This window comes from Streptomyces chrestomyceticus JCM 4735 (assembly GCF_003865135.1).
GTDB classification, from domain to species: Bacteria; Actinomycetota; Actinomycetes; order Streptomycetales; family Streptomycetaceae; genus Streptomyces; species Streptomyces chrestomyceticus.
Genome location: NZ_BHZC01000001.1, coordinates 1,546,707 through 1,565,576 on the forward strand (window position 1 = coordinate 1,546,707; position 18,870 = coordinate 1,565,576).

General features: G+C 71.7%; 15 protein-coding genes. 10 read left to right on the plus strand and 5 right to left on the minus strand.

Annotation, left to right across the window (positions count from 1 at the left end):
• Positions 1 to 2: 2 nt before the first annotated feature.
• The 6 genes from EJG53_RS06385 to EJG53_RS06410 all read left to right on the plus strand — a co-directional run bounded on the left by EJG53_RS06385 (position 3) and on the right by EJG53_RS06410 (position 5,677).
• Positions 3 to 221 carry a hypothetical protein gene (locus EJG53_RS06385; protein ID WP_031002417.1) on the plus strand — a complete coding sequence of 73 codons (219 nt, stop codon included), beginning with the start codon at positions 3 to 5 and terminating at the stop codon, positions 219 to 221.
• A gap of 294 nt (positions 222 to 515) precedes the next feature.
• Positions 516 to 1,691: a L,D-transpeptidase family protein gene (locus EJG53_RS06390; protein ID WP_125044027.1), complete on the plus strand. Its 1,176-nt coding sequence runs from the start codon at positions 516 to 518 to the stop codon at positions 1,689 to 1,691.
• 288 nt (positions 1,692 to 1,979) lie between these two features.
• Complete coding sequence (locus tag EJG53_RS06395; protein ID WP_174856372.1) at positions 1,980 to 2,498, plus strand: helix-turn-helix domain-containing protein; 519 nt, start codon at positions 1,980 to 1,982, stop codon at positions 2,496 to 2,498.
• A 186-nt stretch (positions 2,499 to 2,684) separates the two neighbouring features.
• On the plus strand, positions 2,685 to 3,209 hold the full coding sequence (locus EJG53_RS06400) for a hypothetical protein (RefSeq protein WP_125044028.1): 525 nt from the start codon (positions 2,685 to 2,687) through the stop codon (positions 3,207 to 3,209).
• 9 nt (positions 3,210 to 3,218) lie between these two features.
• Positions 3,219 to 4,463, plus strand: a complete 1,245-nt coding sequence (locus EJG53_RS06405) for an MAB_1171c family putative transporter (RefSeq protein ID WP_125044029.1) — start codon at positions 3,219 to 3,221, stop codon at positions 4,461 to 4,463.
• An 8-nt stretch (positions 4,464 to 4,471) separates the two neighbouring features.
• Positions 4,472 to 5,677: a cytochrome P450 family protein gene (locus EJG53_RS06410; protein ID WP_167515067.1), complete on the plus strand. Its 1,206-nt coding sequence runs from the start codon at positions 4,472 to 4,474 to the stop codon at positions 5,675 to 5,677.
• Between the two features lie 54 nt (positions 5,678 to 5,731).
• On the opposite strand, the gene EJG53_RS06415 is transcribed toward EJG53_RS06410, so the two are convergent.
• Together EJG53_RS06415 and EJG53_RS06420 are read right to left on the minus strand one after the other, a co-directional pair.
• Entirely contained in the window at positions 5,732 to 6,478 is a 747-nt protein-coding gene (locus tag EJG53_RS06415) for a thioesterase II family protein (RefSeq protein ID WP_125044030.1), read from the minus strand.
• Between the two features lie 164 nt (positions 6,479 to 6,642).
• Positions 6,643 to 8,034, minus strand: a complete 1,392-nt coding sequence (locus EJG53_RS06420) for a tetratricopeptide repeat protein (protein WP_244955011.1) — start codon at positions 8,032 to 8,034, stop codon at positions 6,643 to 6,645.
• Between the two features lie 156 nt (positions 8,035 to 8,190).
• On the opposite strand from EJG53_RS06420, the gene EJG53_RS06425 reads away from it, so the two are divergent.
• Positions 8,191 to 10,221: a M6 family metalloprotease domain-containing protein gene (locus EJG53_RS06425; protein WP_125044032.1), complete on the plus strand. Its 2,031-nt coding sequence runs from the start codon at positions 8,191 to 8,193 to the stop codon at positions 10,219 to 10,221.
• A gap of 65 nt (positions 10,222 to 10,286) precedes the next feature.
• Here the strand turns inward: EJG53_RS06425 and EJG53_RS06430 are convergent, their stop codons facing one another.
• From EJG53_RS06430 to EJG53_RS06440, 3 genes are all read right to left on the minus strand, one after another.
• On the minus strand, positions 10,287 to 10,994 hold the full coding sequence (locus tag EJG53_RS06430) for a lysophospholipid acyltransferase family protein (protein ID WP_125044033.1): 708 nt from the start codon (positions 10,992 to 10,994) through the stop codon (positions 10,287 to 10,289).
• Between the two features lie 155 nt (positions 10,995 to 11,149).
• The gene (locus tag EJG53_RS06435; RefSeq protein WP_244955012.1) at positions 11,150 to 12,262 is read right to left on the minus strand and encodes an isoaspartyl peptidase/L-asparaginase family protein; all 1,113 of its coding nucleotides are present in this window, start codon (positions 12,260 to 12,262) and stop codon (positions 11,150 to 11,152) included.
• 122 nt (positions 12,263 to 12,384) lie between these two features.
• Positions 12,385 to 14,457, minus strand: a complete 2,073-nt coding sequence (locus EJG53_RS06440; RefSeq protein WP_125044034.1) for a phosphocholine-specific phospholipase C — start codon at positions 14,455 to 14,457, stop codon at positions 12,385 to 12,387.
• A gap of 506 nt (positions 14,458 to 14,963) precedes the next feature.
• On the opposite strand from EJG53_RS06440, the gene EJG53_RS06445 reads away from it, so the two are divergent.
• From EJG53_RS06445 to EJG53_RS06455, 3 genes are all read left to right on the plus strand, one after another.
• The gene (locus EJG53_RS06445) at positions 14,964 to 15,923 is read left to right on the plus strand and encodes a hypothetical protein (protein WP_174856373.1); all 960 of its coding nucleotides are present in this window, start codon (positions 14,964 to 14,966) and stop codon (positions 15,921 to 15,923) included.
• A gap of 332 nt (positions 15,924 to 16,255) precedes the next feature.
• On the plus strand, positions 16,256 to 17,707 hold the full coding sequence (locus EJG53_RS06450; protein WP_125049198.1) for an amino acid permease: 1,452 nt from the start codon (positions 16,256 to 16,258) through the stop codon (positions 17,705 to 17,707).
• A 66-nt stretch (positions 17,708 to 17,773) separates the two neighbouring features.
• Positions 17,774 to 18,739 (plus strand): GNAT family N-acetyltransferase, encoded by a 966-nt coding sequence (locus EJG53_RS06455; protein WP_125044035.1) that lies wholly within the window; start codon positions 17,774 to 17,776, stop codon positions 18,737 to 18,739.
• The last annotated feature ends 131 nt before the right edge of the window (positions 18,740 to 18,870 follow it).

Genomic DNA, 18,870 nt, shown 5'->3' on the forward strand with positions numbered 1-18,870 from the left:
GCATGATCAGCGAGCCCGAGCGCGCCCCCGCGGAAGCCGAGGCGGCTGAGGCGCTGGCGAGTGGCGCGGACATGGATTCCGTACTGGGCCGGCTCCGGGACAAGGGGTTCTCGCCGATGGACTGCATCCGTGCGGTCATGAAACTCACCGGCTCCCCCTTGTCCGACGCAACGCGGGTCGTGCACTTCAGCAGTGCGTGGCCCGAGCTCACGGAGCGCTGAGAGTCCCTCCCCGGCGGTTCCGCCGTCGAAGCCCCGTCAGGCCACGCCTGGCGGGGCTTTTCGTGCCTTCGGTCCGGTCCGGCGGTGACCCGGTCGCCCGGGGCCCGCACCCCGGCGCACACCTGTACCGATCTGTGACACAAATATCCGTTTCTTCAGGCAACCGATCATGCGGTGTCACCCGTCTGCATGTACGGCGGTTGCCCGCAACCGGCTCCGGGGGACGGCGTGACCGCCCCGGAGGCCGGGCGGTGCCCGCCACCGCCTGTTGTGTTGCTTCGGAGGGAACCGCTCGTGCACGTCAGATCAGCCCGTCGCACCGTCCTGCTGTCCGCCACCCTGGCGGGAGCCGCGCTGCTGACCGCGTGCGGAGCGGACGGCGGCTCAACGACGTCGGACAAGCCGGCGGCGAAGGTGACCGTGACCCCGGCCGCAGGGAGCAAGTCCGCCGCGCTGGGCTCGCCGATATCCGTGAAGGTGGACGGCGGCAGCCTCACCGCCGTCGAGGCCAAGGACGACAAGGGCGGCAAGGTCAGCGGCAAGCTGTCCGGGGACGGCTCGTCGTGGACGTCCGACGGCAAGGTCAAGCCGGGGACCACGTACACCGTGCACACCAAGACGAAGTCGGGCGAGGGCAAGGAGTCGGCTGCGGACTCGACGTTCACCACCGCGCAGGCCGAGAAGGTCAACAAGCTCACCAACACCCCGTCGAACGGGATGACCGTCGGCACCGGCATGCCGATATCCATCCTCTTCGACAACCCGGTCGCCAAGGACCAGCGCGCCGAGATCCAGAAGGCCCTCAAGGTCACCACGCAGCCGCAGGTGGAGGGCGCCTGGGGCTGGGTCAGGGACTGGAGCGGCAAGGACCGCGTCGACTGGCGGCCCAAGACCTACTGGCCGGCCGGCACCAAGGTGTCCGTCAAGGGCAGCCTGGGCGGCATCAATTCCGGCCAGAAGGGTGGCTGGTTCGCGCGCGACTACGACTTCGGGTTCACCATCGGCGCCGACCACAAGGCCGTCATCGACGTCACGGCGCACAGCATGACCCTGTACGAGAACGGCAAGGCCGTCGACACGATCCGCGGCTCCGCGGGCTCGCCGCAGGACCCGACGCGCGGCGGCGTGCACACCGTACGCAGCAAGAACGCGGCCGAGACGATGGACTCCTCCACCATCGGCCACGGCAACGAGTGGATGCTGGACTCGAAGTGGGTGACGCATCTCACCGCGTCGGGCACCTTCCTGCACTCCGCGCCCTGGAACAAGTCGGTCGGCGTGGTCAACAACAGCCACGGCTGCTTCGGCATGACCACCTCGGACGCCAAGCGCGCCTACGACTTCCTGACGATCGGTTCCACGGTCGAGGTGAAGAACACCTCCAGCACCAAGAAGACCGATGTCGGCAACGGTCTGGAGGTCTGGCAGGAGAGCTGGGACCAGTGGAAGCAGCGCAGCGCGGTGAAGTGACCGCGGCACGGCCGGGGCGCGACGGCGCCTGAGTGTGCGAGCGTACGTGTGGGGCTCCCCCGGAGACGGGGCGGGCCCCGCCTGCGGTTGCGGACGGGTTCGGACCACACCCCCGTGCCGGTCCGAACTGTCCGCCCCGCGTCACACCAGAGTCTTTGACTCAGGTGTGAAGAATAGAGGGTCCGGGCGGAGCGTGCCAGCCCGCACGGGAGGGAGCGCCCATCCGTCCCGGCGACCGGACCACTACAGTGGAAGTCTCACGTTTGGCCTTGAGAGGAGCGCGGCGCGATGGGGGACGAGGACCGCGGGCCGGTCAGCCTGGCCGAAAAGCTGGACCGGCTGTTCCAGGAACGAAGTCGTGAGCGGGGCAAGTCGCTGTCCGCGAACGACGTCGCCACCGATATCAACATCAGGGCCGGCGAGCAGGTGATCTCCGGCAACTACATCTGGCAACTGCGCAAGGGCAAGCGGGACAACCCGACCAAACGCCACATCGAGGCGCTGGCGGAGTACTTCGGCGTGCCCGCCGCGTACTTCCACGACCAGCAGGACGCGGGCTCCGGCGGCGCGGCGGCCGACCGGACCGACCAGCCCCCGGAGCTGCTGGAGGCCATGCAGGACGCGGGGGTCATCGCGATGGCCGCACGCTTCATGGACATGTCCGCCGAGTCCCGTACGGCCGTGCTGGAGATGATCGACCGCGTACGGAAGCTGGAAGGGCTGCCGGACGTCGGCAGCACCACGGGCAACAACGGAGCGGCGAATCCGATGGGCAACTCAGGAGAATCCTGGCGTACCGCCCGCTGATCCATGACCCTGACCGACGTACTCCCCGCGCCGTCCCCGGACATCGCCCCGCCCCTCTCCCGGCCGGACGGCCGGGACCGCGGCAGCCCGCGGGCCCGTGCACGACCCCGCCCGGGAGGGGCCATCCGGCGCTGCATGAGAATGGCACGTGTACCTTTCATGGCTGAGGCCGAAGGAGAGCACGCCATGAAGTTCACACGGCGACCGGACCGTGTGCTTGCCGACTGTTCGGACCGGCTGCGGGGACTGCACATCCCCCGCCCCTTCGAGCTGGGTGCCTTCCTGGACCGGCTCGCCGAACAGCGCGGCCGTCCGATCCACCTGGAGCCGCAGGTCACGCCGCCCGCCGGGCCGTGCGGTCTGTGGATCGCCACGCGGCGGGCCGACTATGTCTTCTACGACGCGGCCACCACCGCGCTGCACCGCGACCACATCGTGCTGCACGAGGTCGGGCACATGCTCAGCGGACACTCCAACCTGCTCTCCGGCGAGGTCGCGCACGCCCTCGTCCCCGACCTCGACCCCGCGTCGGTGGAATCCGTCCTGGGCCGCAGCCACTACAGCGACCAGGACGAGCAGGAGGCCGAGATGATCGCCTCGCTGATCCTGCGGCGCGCCGACCGTACCCCCGCCCGCCGCCCGGCGACGTCCCAGCAGGCCGAGGTCCTCAGCCGGATGGACGACGTCTTCGGCTCCCCGAAGCGACGGTAGACACCCCAGATGGTCAACGTTCTCTTCCTCTCCATAGCCGCCGTCCTGCTGCTGGCCGCCGCGTACAAGGCGCGGCCGCTGCTGCGCCGGCCGCGGCCGCGGGGCCTGGGTGCCCTGTGCGGGTTCCTGACCGGGCTGGGCGCCTCGCTGGTGTTCCTGACACCGGCCGTCGGCGACGCGCTCAGCGTCGTCACGCCCAAACTGGGCCGGCTGCTCGGCAACTGCAGCACGCTGGCCGCCGCCACCTGCATCTCGATCCTGCTGCTGCGCTTCAACGAGGAGCCGCCGGACGCCGACCGCAAGGCGCGCCACCGGCTGGTCTCGCTGGGCGTCGTCCTGGTCGCGATGGCCGCCCTCTTCTTCGCCTCGCCGGTGGACGACTCCCCCGGCGCCCCCACCTTCGGCGAACTGCCGCGCACCGAGCCGCTGCTCAACATCTACGTCCTGGTGTTCACCGCGCACCTCGGCGCCGCCATCGTCGACCTGCTGCGCCAGGCGCTGCGCTACTCCCGGCACGCGCCGCGCACCAGCCTCCGCGCCGGGCTGCGCGTCATCGCGGCCGGTTGCGCGCTCGGCATGGTCTACATCGGCTACAAGATCGTCCATGTCGTCGGCCTGTGGACCGACGCCGGGTGGCTGCCGCCCGAGCAGTTGTGCAGCTCCCTGGTGACGCCCGCGACCTGCACCTTCAGCGTCGGCCTGCCCGCCATCTGCAGCCTGCTCCTGGTCATCGGCGTACTGCTGCCCGCCGTCGGGCCGGCTCTGGCCCGGCCCTGGCGGCGGCTCCAGTTGTGGCAGCTCCACCGCGGGCTGCACCCGCTGTGGGCCGCGCTGACGGCGGCGGTCCCGGAGATCCAGCTCACCGCCACCGAGAACCGGTACGCGGCGCCCGACCCCGAGTTCCGCCTCTACCGCCGGGTGATCGAGATACGGGACGGAATGCTGGCGCTGCGCCCGCACCGCAGCGACGAGGTGCGCCGGGCCGCCGAGGAACGCCTGCGGTCCGGCGGGGCCGACGCCCGGGAACTGGACGCCGGGGTCGAGGCGGCGGTGCTGGCCGCGGCGCTGGAGTCGCGGCGCGACGGCGGCGCCCCCGCGCACGCGGTCAGCGCCGAGGACGCCACCCTGACCCGCCCCGAACTGAACGATCTGTTCGACGAGGCCCGCTGGCTGCGCCGGGTCTCGCACGCCTTCGTGGCGTCCGGCGCCGGCCCCGCACCGTCCGAACCGTCCCGGCCCGCCGCAGGAATCTGAGGTCACACGTGAGCCACCCCATGGAATCACCGGAGTTCTTCCGCGACCCGTACCCGCTGCTCGCCGCGTTGCGCGAGCGCGGCCCCGTCCAGCGGGTACGGTCCGGGCCGCACGGCGCGACCTGGCTGGTCACCGGGTGGGCCGAGGCCCGTACCGCGATGGCGGAGCCGCGGCTCTCCAAGGACACCGCCCGCTACTTCGCCGACAAGCCGTCCAAGCGCGATCTGGCCCCGGCCGTCAGCACCACCATGCTGGCCACCGACCCGCCGGGCCACACCCGGCTGCGCAGGCTGGCCGTCAAGGCGTTCACGCCGGCCGCGGTGGCCCGTCTGGAGCCTCGGGTGGCCGAGATCGCGGACGGTCTGCTGGACCGGATGGCCGCGCGCGGCGGTACGGCCGATCTGATCGAGGACTTCGCCGTACCGCTGCCCATCGAGGTCATCGGCGACCTGCTCGGGGTGCCCCGCGAGGACCGGGCCGCGCTGCGCGGCTGGTCCAACGACCTCTTCGCGGCGGGCGCCCCGGACACCATCGACACCGCCTCGCACGCGATCAGCGACTACATGACGGAACTGATCGGAAAGAAACGGGCCGCCGGGCCGGCGGAAGCCGGTGACGGCCCGGGCCGCGACCTGCTGACCGATCTGATCGCCGCGCGCGACGAGGGCGAGCGGCTCAGCGAGTTCGAGCTGGTCTCGCTGGCCGTCCTCCTGGTCGTCGCCGGTCACGAGACGACCACCAACCTGATCGGCAACGGCGCGCTCGCGCTGCTCCAGGACGACGCGCTCCGCACCCGTCTGCGCCAGGAGCCCGCGCTCGTCCCGGACGCCGTGGAGGAGCTGCTGCGGTACGACTCCCCGATCACCACGGCCACGTTCCGGTACGCGGCCGAGCCGCTCACCCTGGGCGGCGCCGAGATCGCGGCGGGCGACGTGGTGCTGGTCTCACCGGGCGCCGCCAACCGCGACCCCGCCCGCTTCCCCGACCCCGACACCGTCACCCTGGGCCGGGCCGCGGGCCATCTGTCCTTCGGTCACGGCCCGCACCACTGCCTCGGTGCCCCGCTGGCCCGTCTGGAGGCCCGGATCGCCTTCCAGGCCCTCCTCACCCGCTTCCCGGACCTGCGGCCGGCCACGCCCCCGGCCGAACTCTCCTGGCGGCACACCCGCCTGATGCGCGGTCTGACGCACCTGCCGGTCACGTTCGCGGCCTGACCCGCCTGCCGGCCGCCGTGGCCCGCAGGCGGGCCGGGAGCCCCGGTTCCGGTGTCACTCCCCCGAGACGAAGGACTCCACCGCGCGGCAGACGGCGGCCGGGTGGTCGGCCAGGTAGAAGTGGCCGCCGTCGAAGGTCTCCTCGCGGTACTCGGCGACGGTGTGCGCCTTCCAGGCGGCCGCTTCCTCGCGGGTCACGCGAGGGTCGGCGGCGCCCGTGAGGCACAGCAGCGGAATGTCGAGCACGGCGTCGGCGGCGGGCCGGTACGTCTCGATGACGCGGTAGTCGTTGCGGATCGCCGGGAGGATCAGGTTCACCATGTCCGGGTCGTCGAGGAGCTGGCTGTGGGTGCCGTCCAGGCGGCCCACCTCGGCGAGGAGTTCCGCGTCGGTGCCCAGGTGGAAGTACTTCTCCTCCCGGAACATCGAGGGCGCGCGGCGGCCGGAGACGACGAGCCGGCGCGGCGCGGGCCGCCCGAGGTCCGCGAGCCGCCGGGCGGTCTCGAAGGCGACGGACGCGCCCATGCTGTGTCCGAACAGCACCAGCGGGGTGGTGTCGTGCGGGCTCAGGCAGCCGACGATCTCATCGGCGAGGCCCTCCACGGAGGTGACGAACGGGTCGTTCCACCGGTCCTGGCGTCCCGGGTACTGGATCGCCGACACGTCGAAATGTTCGCCGAGGTGGGCGGCGAACGGGCGGTAGTACGAGGCCGATCCCCCGGCGTGCGGGAAGAAGATGAGGTGGGCGGCGGGCCGCGGCCCCCGGCGGACGTCCCGTATCCAGGCGTTCTTCCCCGTCATGTGTCCGTGCTCCTGTGCTGGTGGGCCGATGGTCGGGCTGCTCGTACGGGTGCGGTCCGGCCGGTTCGGCGGGACCGCACCCGTACGGGACAAGGATGACCGGTACGGGGCGCATCGGGCCAGCGTGAAATCGATCAAGAACGTCCGGGGGCCGGCTCCGCCCCTCAGCGCGCCAGCGCCGCGGCCCCCGCCGCCGCCTGTTCGGCGGCCCGCGCCCGGGCCGCGGCCGCCTTGGCCGCTTCCCCGAGCCGGTCGGCGAGGCGCGCCTGGGCCAGCCAGTTGTACGGGCAGACCGGGCGCAGGCTGATGCGCTCGCTGAGCAGGGTGCGGGCGGTGTCGTCGCGTCCGGCGCGGAGCGCGGCCTCCAGCAGCGTCTTCTGTACGGCGTCCCGCTGGGCGTGGCTGCCGCCGAAGGTGTTCAGGCGGTGGCGGACGGGGGTGAGGAGGTCGACGGCCTGCCCGTACCTGCCCTGTCCGTAGGCGATCAGGGCGCGGCAGACCGGCAGGCCGACCTCGGCGGTCATGGCGACGTTGGACAGTTGGGGCCGGGCACGGACGAGCCACGCGGCCCGCTCCTCGACGAGGCGTTCGGCGTCGGCGATGCGGTCGGCGCCGACGTACGCCATGACGGCGTGCACGTCGTTGAAGGCGTAGTACGGCGGGTCCTGGCGGGCCGCCCAGGCGTCGGCGAGGCGGTCCCAGCGGGGACCGGCGCCGCGGTCGGCCAGCAGGAGCCGCCACAGGAGGGCCGAGGCGTCCAGGAGTTCCATGGCCAGGCCCGGCGACTCCTCGTGGTGCAGCACGGCGTCGTAGATCTCCAGCGCCCGGTCCGTGTCGCCGGATTCGAGGGCGTAGAGGCAGTAGTGCCACCAGTTGTGCACGTTCAGGTAGTTGCCGGAGGCCCAGTCCTCCATGCGGGCGTCCAGGAAGCGGATGCCCTCCGCGAACTGGCCCCGCATCTCGTAGCTGTGCACGACCGCGTGGATGCCCCACACGTCGCGGGGGTTGCGCTCGACGGCTGCGAGGCCGGTCTCCTCCGACCGGGTGTAGTGGCCGGATTCCTCCAGTCCGAAGGCGTACATGCCGAGGAGGTGGCCGTAGTGCGGGTCGTCCTCGGGCCAGGCGGTGAGCGCGCCGCCGACGCGGTCGCGCAGACGGGCGGCGTCACCGGTGAGGAAGTCGATCTGGTGGCCGACGGCGAGCGCGAGCGCGTCGCGCGGGAAGGCGACGGTCAGCTCGCCGAGCACATGTCCGGCGCGGTGGATGTCGCCGTCGAGCCAGGAGGAGGCGGCGGCGAGGTGCATCCGTTCGCGGTCCGTCGGCCGCCCGGCGCGTACGCAGTCGGTGAAGCGGGTGAACGCCGCCTTGGCCGCGGTGGCCTCCTTCTCCTCCGTGCCCAGCAGGCCGAGGTAGGCCGCGAGGACATTGCCCATGACGGATTTCGGGGCGGCCTGGAGGACCGCCTGGGACGCGGTGGCGACCGCACCGCGGAAGAAGAGCAGTTCGCGCAGCGCGTCCTCGTAATGGGACAGGGCTTCCGCGCTGGTCTCCGACATCACGTGACCGTGCCGGTCACGGACCGTTCGCGGCATCATCGGCTCCTCACGGCACTCTGGCGTCACTGGGTCCCCCGCCTTACCTTGTCGGGGGTAGGAATTCTGTTCGATCACCTGTCATGTCCCGGGCTTGAGATCACAGACAAGAGGTGCGCCTTGTTCCTTCCCCACAGACCGGCCCGCCCATACCGCGGCAGGGCCGTCAGACTGGGCATCCCGGCTCTGCTCCTCGGTGTCCTGGCCACCGTCGCCGCCGGACCCGCCCGGGCGGCCCCCGAGGCCGCGCCCGCGGTCCGGGCCCCGCTCGTCCAGCCCGTCGACCCGCAGAACTGGCGCAATCCCGACGACATGACGTGGGCCGAATACCGCGCGGTCCCCGGCACGAACTGGGCCGACCCCGCCCTCAAGCCCACCAAGCGGATGTTCAAGGGCGCGCTCGTGCTGCTGGACTACCCCGACGAGGAGTTCAGCGTCACCAGGCCCGCCGGCTCGTCCGTCTTCGGCAACCCGCAGCCCAGCGCCCACGACATACCCCGCGCGGAAGTCCCCGCGTTCTACCGGGACTTCCTGAACAAGCCGGGCAAGCTCAACCGCGGCCACACCATCAACGAGTACTGGATGGAGGACTCCGGCGGCCGGCTCGGTGTCGAACTGACGTCCTTCGGCGTCTACCGGATGCCGTTCAAGTCGTACCAGTACGGCATCGAGCCCGGCATGAACCCGGGCGCCTGCCCCGTCGGCGACAACTGCGGCAAGAACATCCGCACCGACGGCAAGGCCGCCTGGGTCGCCGACGTGGGCGACGCGGAGACCAAGAAGTACGACTTCATCTTCTACCTGACCGCGGGCCAGGACGAGTCGGCCGCCTGGCAGGAGTTCGGGCAGATGAAGTTCGCCAAGCCCGAGGACGTCCCGGCCGCGTGGGGCCCACCGTCCCCCGTCCAGGGCGGCGGCAACGCAGCCCGCACCCGGTACGTGCCGTGGACCTCCTGGAAGGCCGCCGCCCGCATCTGGCCCAACGCCGAGACGGGCTCCTCCACCCAGGCCGAGAGCTCCGGCATGGCCGTGTACGCCCACGAGTTCAGCCACATCCTGGGCATCGCGGACAACTACAACAACCCGTACGGCACGCCGCTGCGCCGGGCCTACACCGGCATCTGGAGCATGCTCTCGCGCGGCTCCTTCAACGGCCCCGGCGGCCCGCACACCCGCTGGCAGATACCGGCCCAGAACGGCGCCTCGATGGGCTCCCAGCACGTGCTGCGCGACAAGCTCAAGCTCGGCATCGTCGACGAGAAGAACGTGCTGCGGCTGGACCGGGACGCGCTGAAGACGTCCGGCGTCGCGGTCGCCAAGGTCACCGCGCGCTCCGCGCCGCCCGGTGCCAAGGGCCTGTCCGGCGTCAACATCACACTGGGCCGGGACCTGGAGCCGGCCTGCTCCACCACGACCGACCCGCTGTGCGACGGCGGCGGCTACGACAACTACACCGTCGAGGTCGTCGACCGGATGGGCATGGACTCCTTCACCCCGGACAACGGGGTGCTGCTGTCCAAGACCAAGAACGAGGACCGGGCCCCGTTCGCGTGGGTGATCGACGCCCACCCGGAGGACATCGGCATGGTCGACTTCCGGCGCCCCGACGGCACCCCGCAGATGATCACCATGGGTGACTACCGGCAGCTCAGCGACGCGCTGTTCCACGCGGGCGCGGACTCCGGCAGCGCCTACGAGTACGTCGACCGGGCCAACCGGCTGCACTTCTACGTCCTGGACATCCAGCGGGACAAGAAGGGCGTGCTCAGCTACACCGTCGCCGTCCGGTCCCTGGACGGCGCGGGGCCGCAGCGCCGCGGCGCGCACCTGCGGCACGGCACGGCGTACGGCAACGCCGCCAAGGGCCGGGCGGTGTGCACCTTCCCGCTGACCAACACCGGCCGCCCGGGCAACGGGGGCGCGCATCTGGACTCCGACGTGTACCGGCTCTCGGCCGCCGCCACCGGACGCGGCTGGTCCGCCTGGCTGCCGAACCGGATCGCCACCGCGAAGGCCGGCAGCACGGTGAGCGTCCCGGTCGCCGTCACCGCGCAGCCGGGCGCCGCCCGGCACGGCCGGGTCGTGCTGAAGGCCCGCTCCGAGAGCGACCCGCGCAAGTCCGTCCAGGCCACCTGCACGCCGGCCCGCTGACCCGGCGTACGGGCCGTGCCGCTCACCCCGGGTGAGCGGCACGGAGGCCGGCCGGTGACGCACCGTCAGCTCGCGCGGCCGGCCGGTACGGCGGGCCGCGGGGTCCGGGCCCTGGCCTCCGCCGCGTACGTGTCGACGTACTCCTGCTCGGACAGCTTCAGCAGGGCGTACATGATCTCGTCCGTGACGGCCCGCAGCACCAGCCGCTGGTCGGCCATCCCGGCGTACCGGGAGAAGTCCAGCGGCTCCCCGAAGCGGATGGTGATCGGGACGACCCTCGGCAGCCGGCGCCCGGCCGGCTGGGCCTCGAACGTCCCGATCATCGCGCACGGCACCACCGGCGCGCCGGTGCGCAGCGCCATCTCCGCGACGCCGGTCTTGCCCTTGTACATCCGGCCGTCGTGCGAGCGGGTGCCCTCCGGGTAGATGCCGAGCAGTTCGCCGCTGTCGAGCACCCGTACGCCCGCCTCGACGGCGGCCTGGCCCGCGCTGCGGCCGGAGCGGTCCACCGGGATCTGCCCGCAGGCGCGGAAGAAGGCCGCTGTCAGCCGTCCTTTGACGCCGCGTCCGGTGAAGTACTCCTGCTTGCACAGGAAGGTGATCCGGCGCTTGACCGTCGCCGGCATCAGGAAGCTGTCGCAGAAGGAGAGGTGGTTCCCGGCGATGATGGCGGCGCCCGAGGCGGGCAGGTTCTCCAGTCCCTCGACTCGGGGGCGGAACAGGCACCGCAGCAGCGGTACCAGGACGATGGATTTGAACAAGTGATAGAACATGTAACTGATCCCCTCCCCAGAGTGATCCCCCCGCGTCGGGGGACGGTAGTGCCGCTCCGGTTCCGGAGGGAGAGGGCCTATTGAGCCATCGTCAGGACGGCGGCCGGAGCGAGCGGATCACGCCACCGGGCGCCGTCGGGCCGGTACGGCCGGGCTCACCGGTTCGCGGGGGTCTCGTCCGCGAAGACCTTGGTGACCAGGCGGCCGTCCTCGGTCAGGTAGCCGTGCAGCATCCCCTCGCTGCTGTGCGGGGCGTCGAAGACGCCCTGGGCGTTCAGCGCGATCACCCCGCCCGTGCCGCCCAGCCGGGGCAGCCGCTCGACCAGCACCTCGTACGCGGCACCGGCCAGGTCCCGCCCGCCGAACTCGATCAGGTCGGAGATCGTGGCGGTGGCGGCGCCCCGGAGGAACACCTCGCCCGCGCCCGTGGCGCTGGCCGCGACCGTGCCGTTCTTGGCGTACGTGCCCGCGCCGACGACGGGCGAGTCACCGACCCGGCCGGTCATCTTGTTCGTCATGCCGCCGGTGGAGGTCGCCGCCGCCAGGTCCCGTTTCCCGTCCACGGCCACCGCGCCGACCGTGCCCTGGGTCAGCGTCTCTCCGGGGCTCTTGGCGTGCCCCTTGGCCTTCATCAGCTCCTGCCAGCGCTTCTCGGTCCAGTAGTAGTCCTGGGTGACGACCGGCAGGCCGTTGCGGGCCGCGAAGTCGTCGGCGCCCTCGCCCGCCAGCAGTACGTGCTTGGTCTTCTCCATCACCAGCCGGGCCGCGGAGACGGGATTGCGTACGTTGCGGACCCCGGCCACGGCGCCCGCCGCCAGGTCGGAGCCGCGCATGACCGACGCGTCCAGCTCGTGGCCCGCGTCCTCGTTGAACACCGCGCCCTTGCCCGCGTTGAACAAGGGGTTGTCCTCCAGCCTGCGTACCGCGGCCTCGACCGCCGCCACACTGCCGCCGCCCTCGCGCAGCACCTTCTGTCCGGCGCGCAACGCCTCGGCCAGGCCGTCGCGGTACGCCTTCTCCTGGGCGGGGGTGGTGTCCTCGCGCTTCAGGGCGGTGCCCGCGCCGCCGTGCACCGCGATGACGACGTGGCGGGCGTCCGGCCGCGGCTTGCCCTCGGCGGCCTGTGCCGCGCGCGCCGCGACGGGCTCGGCCGCTTCCGACTGGCCGGCGGAGACCGCGCTGCTGCCGGGCACCGCCGCCAGCAGCGCGACCACGGACAGCGCTCCCGCGCACACGCACATCATGCGGACTGCCGAGTTCCTGGCCATGGGCTCTCTCCCTCGAACGGGTGATCAGGCGTCGGCACGATATCGGTACATGCCGAGCGGGAGCCGCCATGATCCGGCCAGCGCGCAGGGCCGCCCCCGGCGCGCGGGGGCGGCCGTACGGCTCAGACCGTATGGATGCCGGGGTCGCTCACCCCGGCCGCGCCGTTCTCCACATGTCCCGCGAGCCGGCGCAGATACGTGCGGTCCGCGTCGCAGACCACGCTCACGTCGTACCAGCGCTTGCCCGCCCGCAGGTCCACGGTGTGGGTCACCCGCTGCCCCGGGCGCACGGTGACGCTGCTGGAGGTGCCGCCGTACGCGTCGGTGACCTTCAGGGTGCGGGCGCCGTCGCCCGTGTTGGTCAGGACCAGGTCGAGGTTGCCGGTGGCTCCGTTGTGCCGCGCGGTCACCTCCGGGCCCGCCGTCCTGCCCGGCCCCCGGAACGTCCGCAGGAAGCCGTTCGGGCCGAACACCGAGAGGTCGTACGTGCCGTTGGAGTAGGCCGTGTTCCAACTGTCGGAGTCGGCCTTGCCGCGCTCGGTGGTGTACGTCCACGGGCCGTCGCCGCGGTTCGGCGCCGTCACGTAGAAGTGCGCCCCGGCGGCGTCCCCGCCGCTGAAGGTCAGGCGGTACTTCCCGGCGGCGGTGTCGGCGGCACCGTCCACGTACGGGGCGTAGGGCAGCGGCCGGGTGGGGCGGGTGCCGCGCTCCTGCTTGGGCAGGCTGCCGGCGGCGGGCGGCGCGGGGTGGAAGTCGGCGGGCTTCGGGTGGATCGGCGTGTAGCCGCCGGTGTCCGGCAGCGCGCCCGGCCTTCCCGTACGGCTGAAGTCGAAGGCGGAGGTCAGGTCGCCGCATATGGCGCGCCGCCACTTCGAGATGTGCGGCTCGGCGACCCCGAAGCGGCGCTCCATGAAGCGGATGATCGAGGTGTGGTCGAAGGTCTCGGAGCAGACGTAGCCGCCGGTGCTCCAAGGGGAGACGACGAGCATCGGCACGCGCTGGCCGAGGCCGTACGGGCCGGCCGGGAGGCCCCCGCCGCCGGGGTAGAGCTCCAGTTCGGTGGAGACGGTGGACCGGCCCTGGGCGGCGCCGGCCGGCGGGTACGGCGGGACGACGTGGTCGAAGAAGCCGTCGTTCTCGTCGTACGTGAGGAACAGCGCCGTCTTGGCCCAGACCTTCGGGTCGGAGGTCAGCACGTCCAGCACCTGGGAGATGTACCAGGCCCCGTAGTTGGCGGGCCAGCTCGGGTGCTCGGTGTACGCCTCGGGACAGGCGATCCAGGAGACCTTCGGCAGCCGGCCGCCGCGGACGTCCGCCCGCAGGTCGTCGAGGAGCTTCCCGCCGCCCTTCACGTTCGAGCCGCGCCGCGCCTTCTCGTAGAGCGGGTCGCCGGGCTTGGCGTTGCGGAAGCTGTTGAAGTACAGCAGGGAGTTGTCACCGTAGTTGCCGCGGTACGGGTCCTTGATCCAGCCCCAGCTCCCCGCGGCGTCCAGGCCGTCGCCGATGTCCTGGTAGATCTTCCAGGAGACCCCCTTCGCCTCCAGCCGCTCGGGGTACGTGGTCCAGGTGTAACCCTTCTCGGCGTTGTCCAGGACGGGGCCGCTGGGGTCACCGGCTCCCTTGCCGTCGTTGCCCGTGTACCCGGTCCACATGTAGTAGCGGTTCGGGTCGGTGGAGCCGATGAACGAGCAGTGGTAGGCGTCGCAGACGGTGAAGGTGTCGGCCAGCGCGAAGTGGAACGGGATGTCCTTCCGCGCGAGGTGCGCCATCGTGGTGGCCGTCTTGGCCGGGACCCACTGGTCGTAGCGGCCGTCGTTGAACGCCCGGTGGCTGCCCTTCCAGTCGTGGTTGAGGTCCTCGATGAAGGTCAGCCCCAGGTTGTCGTCCTCGACCTGCGGCCGGAACGGCAGCACGTCCTTGCCCTTGCCGTCGGACTGGTGCCACACCGGCTTGCCGCTGGGCAGCGTCACCGGCCGGGGATCGCCGAAGCCCCGTACGCCGCGCAGGGTGCCGAAGTAATGGTCGAAAGAGCGATTTTCCTGCATCAGCACGACGATGTGCTCGACGTCCTCGATGGAGCCGGTGCGGCGGTCGGCGGGAATGGCGGCGGCACGGGCGATGCTCTGCGACAGCGCGGAGAACGCGGCGGCCCCGCCGGTGAGTTGCAGGAACCGCCGCCGGTCGAGTTCTGGCATGGCTGAAATGCCCCCTTGGGCTGGGAGGGTACGGGCGCGACTGGAGTGTTCCAAGAGGAACGAGGCCGTGGGAAGACACCGTGACACCCGGGTGAAGAGTCGCCGGACGAGGCGTGAACAGGCGACGGACCGTCCTGCGCCGCCTCCGCACGGGGCATACGGTGACCCGCCGCCCATACCGGTCCGCCCGGCCCGGGACGGACAGGTGGCGACGAGTCGGGCCGAACCCGCGCCGACAGCCCCCTTCCGCCGCCTTGGCATATGCCAATTGCATACCGCGCATTTTTCGCCGCCGCGTGATCGACCGATTTCGCCGCCAATGTCGCGCCCGCCGCCGATGCGGAATCAGGTAATTCCGATCACCAGTTTCGAACCGAGTTGCTGCTGAGTAGGGTGTGGCACTGCCGGTGGAACTGGGGGAACAGTGCGTACCGGTGGATTTCGGCATGGCTGAAAATGTGCTGGTGCCCGACCTCACCGGCAGAACGGCAGGAGCGGCAGGGGACATGACCGCTGGGTTATTCGAGGGGCAGTACGTGTGGCATCCGGCAGCCGATGATCTCCCGCTCGCGCGGGCCTGCGTGGACATCCGGGCGGGCCGCTACTTCGGCGCGCGCGAAATCCTCCAGGAGGCGCGCGGGGACCACGGCGTACGCGCACACCGCTCCTTGGTCCTGGCCTCCGAAGCGGCCGATTCCGACCTGGCGGAACGCTGGCTGGCCGAGGAACCCGGCGGCCGGGAAGCGGCCCTGCTGTGGGCGCGCGTCGCGGTCCTGCGCGCGGTCCGCGCGGCCGACGGCGGCGACAGCCGGGCCGAGGCCCTCGGCCGGATCGCGGTGGCCGCCTGTGACCGCGCCGCCGAGGCGGCGCCCGACGACCCCACCCCGTGGTCGGCCAAACTGACCCTGGCCCGCCTGCAACAGCCCCGCGACCCGGCTCCGCAAGGACTGCTCACCGCGCCGCCCGGCCCCTGGCGGCTCTTCTCCCACATCCTGCGGCTCGACCCCTGGAACCGCGAGGGCCACCACCGTTTCCTGTCGTTCTTCTTCCCGCGCCACGGGGGCGAGGCGAACGCGTCCTGGGACGTCGCCGCGTTCCTCAGCCAGCGGGCCCCGGCCTCCTCACCGCTGCGACTGCTGCCGCTGGTGGCCCTGGTGGACGGCTACAACGCCGATTCGCTCCTCGCGGAACGCACCTGGGAGCAACCGCAGTGGAAGGCCACGGCCCTGAGCGTCTACCGCAACTGGCTGCCGCACGTCGCCGGTTACCGCTTCACTCCCGTGCTGGACCTGGCCTATCTGGCGCACGCGCTGCACATGGCGCGGTGCGCCTTCGAGGCGCGGGCGGTGTTCACGGCCATGGGCCCGTACGCCTCCCGTATGCCGTGGAGCGCCTTCGGCGACCCCGAGGAGCAGCTCAACAAGGCGAGACGCGCGTGTGGTCTCCCGGTGCCCGATGCTCCCTGACGTCCCGGCCGGCGGTTCCGGGGGCGGCGCCGCGCGCCCGCCTCCGGAACCGCCGTCCCATGTCCCCTGACCACCGGGCCGGGCCCACCACAAATCGCCACCGCGCCCCCCGGTCCCCGTATCCCGCTCGGCCTGCCGGACGACACGGCCCCCCGCCCCCGGCACGCCCCGAAGACAGGTGCTGACACCGCATATCGGCGCTTCACGCCGATGTCTTCCTGTCCCCCACCAGAAAGGTTGCGGTTGTGTCCGATTCCGTGTCCCCCGCCCGCACGAGAAGCCACCGCGCCGCGGATCCCGTCACGCTCGACGACGACGCGACGCTGCACGCCATGGGCTATCCGCGGAAACTGACCCGGCGGTTCCGCGCGTTCGACAATTTCGCCATCTCTTTCACCATCATCAACATCCTTTCCGGGATCTTCTCCTCCTTCGGCTTCGGTATGAACGCCGGCGGACCCGTGATCCTGGTCTTCGGCTGGATAGCCGTCGCCGCCATGGTGCTGTTCGTCGGCGCCTCGATGGCCGAGATCGCCTCCGCGTACCCGACCAGCGGCGCGCTGTACTTCTCGGCCGGGAAACTCGCCAAGCGGCACCGGGGCGCCTGGTCCTGGTACACGGGCTGGCTGAACTTCGTCGGCCAGGTCGGCGGTACGGCCGCCACCGGCTACGCGGCGGCCACCTTCATCCAGGCGTTCATCGCCATGCAGTGGCCGTCGTACGAGGCCACCCCGCAGCGGGCGGTGCTGATCACGGCGGCGATCCTCTTCGTCCAGGCGCTCGCCAACACCTTCACGGTGCAGCTCGTCGCGGTGCTCAACCGGATCTCCGTGTGGTGGCTGCTGATCGGCCTGGTCGTCATCGTCACCGCGCTGATCGTGCTGCCCTCGCACCACCAGTCCCCGTCGTTCGTGACGCACTTCGTCAACAACACCGGGTTCACCAACGGCCTGTACGGCGCGATGCTCGGCCTGCTCGTGACGAGCTGGACGTTCACCGGGTTCGACGGCAGCTTCCACATGTCCGAGGAGACGGTCCGGGCCACCGTCAACGCCCCCAAGGGCATCATGCGGGCCATCGGCTACTCCGCGGTCGCCGGCCTGGTCCTGATGCTCGCCCTGGTCTTCGCGATCCGTGACTACGCGGGCGCGGCGAACGCCGAGGCACCGCCGGTGCAGATCCTCATCGACGCGCTCGGCACCGGCACCGCCAAGTTCCTGCTGCTGATCGTGATCGGCGCGATGCTCTTCTGCGGCCTGGCCAACATGACCAGCAACACCCGGCAGATCTTCGCCTTCTCGCGGGACGGCGCGATGCCCGGTTCCCGCTGGTGGCACTCGGTCTCCGCGCGCACCCGTACCCCCGTCAAGGCGGTCTGGCTGGCCGCGGCCTGCTCCCTGGTCCTCGTCGTCCCGGGCTGGTGGTCGCACACCGCGTTCACCGCCGTCGTCAGCGTCAACGTCGTCGGGCTCTTCCTCGCCTACGCGGTGCCGATCTTCCTGCGGCTGCGGCTGGACACCTTCCAGCCCGGCCCGTGGAACTTGGGGCGGTACGGCAAGCTCGTCGCGGCCGTCGCGGTGACCTGGATCGTGATCAGCAGTGTGCTGTTCATGCTGCCGCAGGCCTCGCCGATCACCGCGGAATCGTTCAACTATGCGCCGATCGCGCTCGGCGTGGTCCTCGTCATCGCCACCGTGTGGTGGTTCGCCACCGCCCGGCGGCGCTTCCAGGGCCCGGTCAGCTACGGCCGCCCCGACGAAGTCGCCGCCATGGACCTCATCTGACCTACCGCCACCGCCCCGCTGCTCCGCACGGCAGCGGGGCCCGACAGCCAAGGACACCCACCAGGTATGACCTCCCCCGGCGAGATCCCGCACCAGAACGCCACCACCGGCACCCCGGCAGCCACCACGGCCGGCACCGCCCCCGGGACCGCGACCGCCACGCTCCCCACGGCCCCCGGCGCCCCGGCCGGTGAGTTCACCGTCCGCCCCGCCACCCTTGAGGAATGGCGCGACGTGGCACAGTGGGCCGCCGACGAAGGCTGGAACCCGGGCCACCGCGACACCGACTGCTTCCACGCCACCGACCCGGACGGCTTCTTCATAGGTCTGCTCGACGGGCAGCTCGTCTCGTCGGTGTCCGTCGTCACCTACTCCTCGGAGTACGCGTTCCTCGGCTACTACCTGGTGCACCCGGAGCACCGCGGCCGCGGACTGGGCATGGCCACCTGGCAGGCCGCGGTGCCGCACGCCGGGAACCGGACCATCGGCCTGGACGCGGTCCCGGCCCAGGAAGCCACGTACCGGCGCTCCGGCTTCACCACCGCCTACCGCACCACGCGCTACCGCGGCCGTCCCGTACGCCCCGGCACACCCGCAGCGCCGGTCGTCCCCGTCGCACCCGGACACCTCGACGAGATCGCCGCGTACGACCGGCAGTGCTTCCCGGCCGACCGGCGCGCGTTCCTCTCCCGCTGGCTCACCGCCGACGGCCACCACGCGTACGCGCAGCTACGGGACGGCAGGATCGCGGGATACGGCGCGATCCGCCCGGCCCGCGACGGATACCGCCTGGGCCCCCTCTTCGCCGACACGTCGCGCGGCGCCGAGGCCCTGTTCGACGCGCTCACCGCGCACCTGGCCCCGGACGACGTGGTCCACGTCGACATCCCCGACCCGCACCACAGCGCCCGCACCCTGGCCCTCTCCCGGGGCCTGGCGCCGGACTCGCACACGATGCGCATGTACACGGGCCCGGTGCCGCCGGTGCAGGCGGAGCGGGTTTACGCGGTGACGAGCCTGGAACTGGGCTGAGCGGAGCGCCGAAGTCGCGCCCCCGCCCCCGAAAACCGTACGAGACCGGCACACCAGCGCCTCGAACCGCCGTACGCAGCACCTTCGTTCACGCAACGTCAGTACCCTCACCCGAGAAAGGTGATGTTGCG

Bases quoted from the DNA above. Each gene is read 5' to 3' on its own strand.
- EJG53_RS06420 (WP_244955011.1), bottom strand. From the start codon at position 8,034: ATGTCGGAGACCAGCGCGGAAGCCCTGTCCCATTACGAGGACGCGCTG.
- EJG53_RS06435 (WP_244955012.1), bottom strand. From the start codon at position 12,262: ATGGCCAGGAACTCGGCAGTCCGCATGATGTGCGTGTGCGCGGGAGCG.
- EJG53_RS06455 (WP_125044035.1), top strand. From the start codon at position 17,774: ATGACCTCCCCCGGCGAGATCCCGCACCAGAACGCCACCACCGGCACC.
- EJG53_RS06395 (WP_174856372.1), top strand. From the start codon at position 1,980: ATGGGGGACGAGGACCGCGGGCCGGTCAGCCTGGCCGAAAAGCTGGAC.
- EJG53_RS06405 (WP_125044029.1), top strand. From the start codon at position 3,219: ATGGTCAACGTTCTCTTCCTCTCCATAGCCGCCGTCCTGCTGCTGGCC.
- EJG53_RS06440 (WP_125044034.1), bottom strand. From the start codon at position 14,457: ATGCCAGAACTCGACCGGCGGCGGTTCCTGCAACTCACCGGCGGGGCC.
- EJG53_RS06450 (WP_125049198.1), top strand. From the start codon at position 16,256: ATGGGCTATCCGCGGAAACTGACCCGGCGGTTCCGCGCGTTCGACAAT.
- EJG53_RS06415 (WP_125044030.1), bottom strand. From the start codon at position 6,478: ATGACGGGGAAGAACGCCTGGATACGGGACGTCCGCCGGGGGCCGCGG.
- EJG53_RS06430 (WP_125044033.1), bottom strand. From the start codon at position 10,994: ATGTTCTATCACTTGTTCAAATCCATCGTCCTGGTACCGCTGCTGCGG.
- EJG53_RS06445 (WP_174856373.1), top strand. From the start codon at position 14,964: ATGACCGCTGGGTTATTCGAGGGGCAGTACGTGTGGCATCCGGCAGCC.
- EJG53_RS06385 (WP_031002417.1), top strand. From the start codon at position 3: ATGATCAGCGAGCCCGAGCGCGCCCCCGCGGAAGCCGAGGCGGCTGAG.
- EJG53_RS06400 (WP_125044028.1), top strand. From the start codon at position 2,685: ATGAAGTTCACACGGCGACCGGACCGTGTGCTTGCCGACTGTTCGGAC.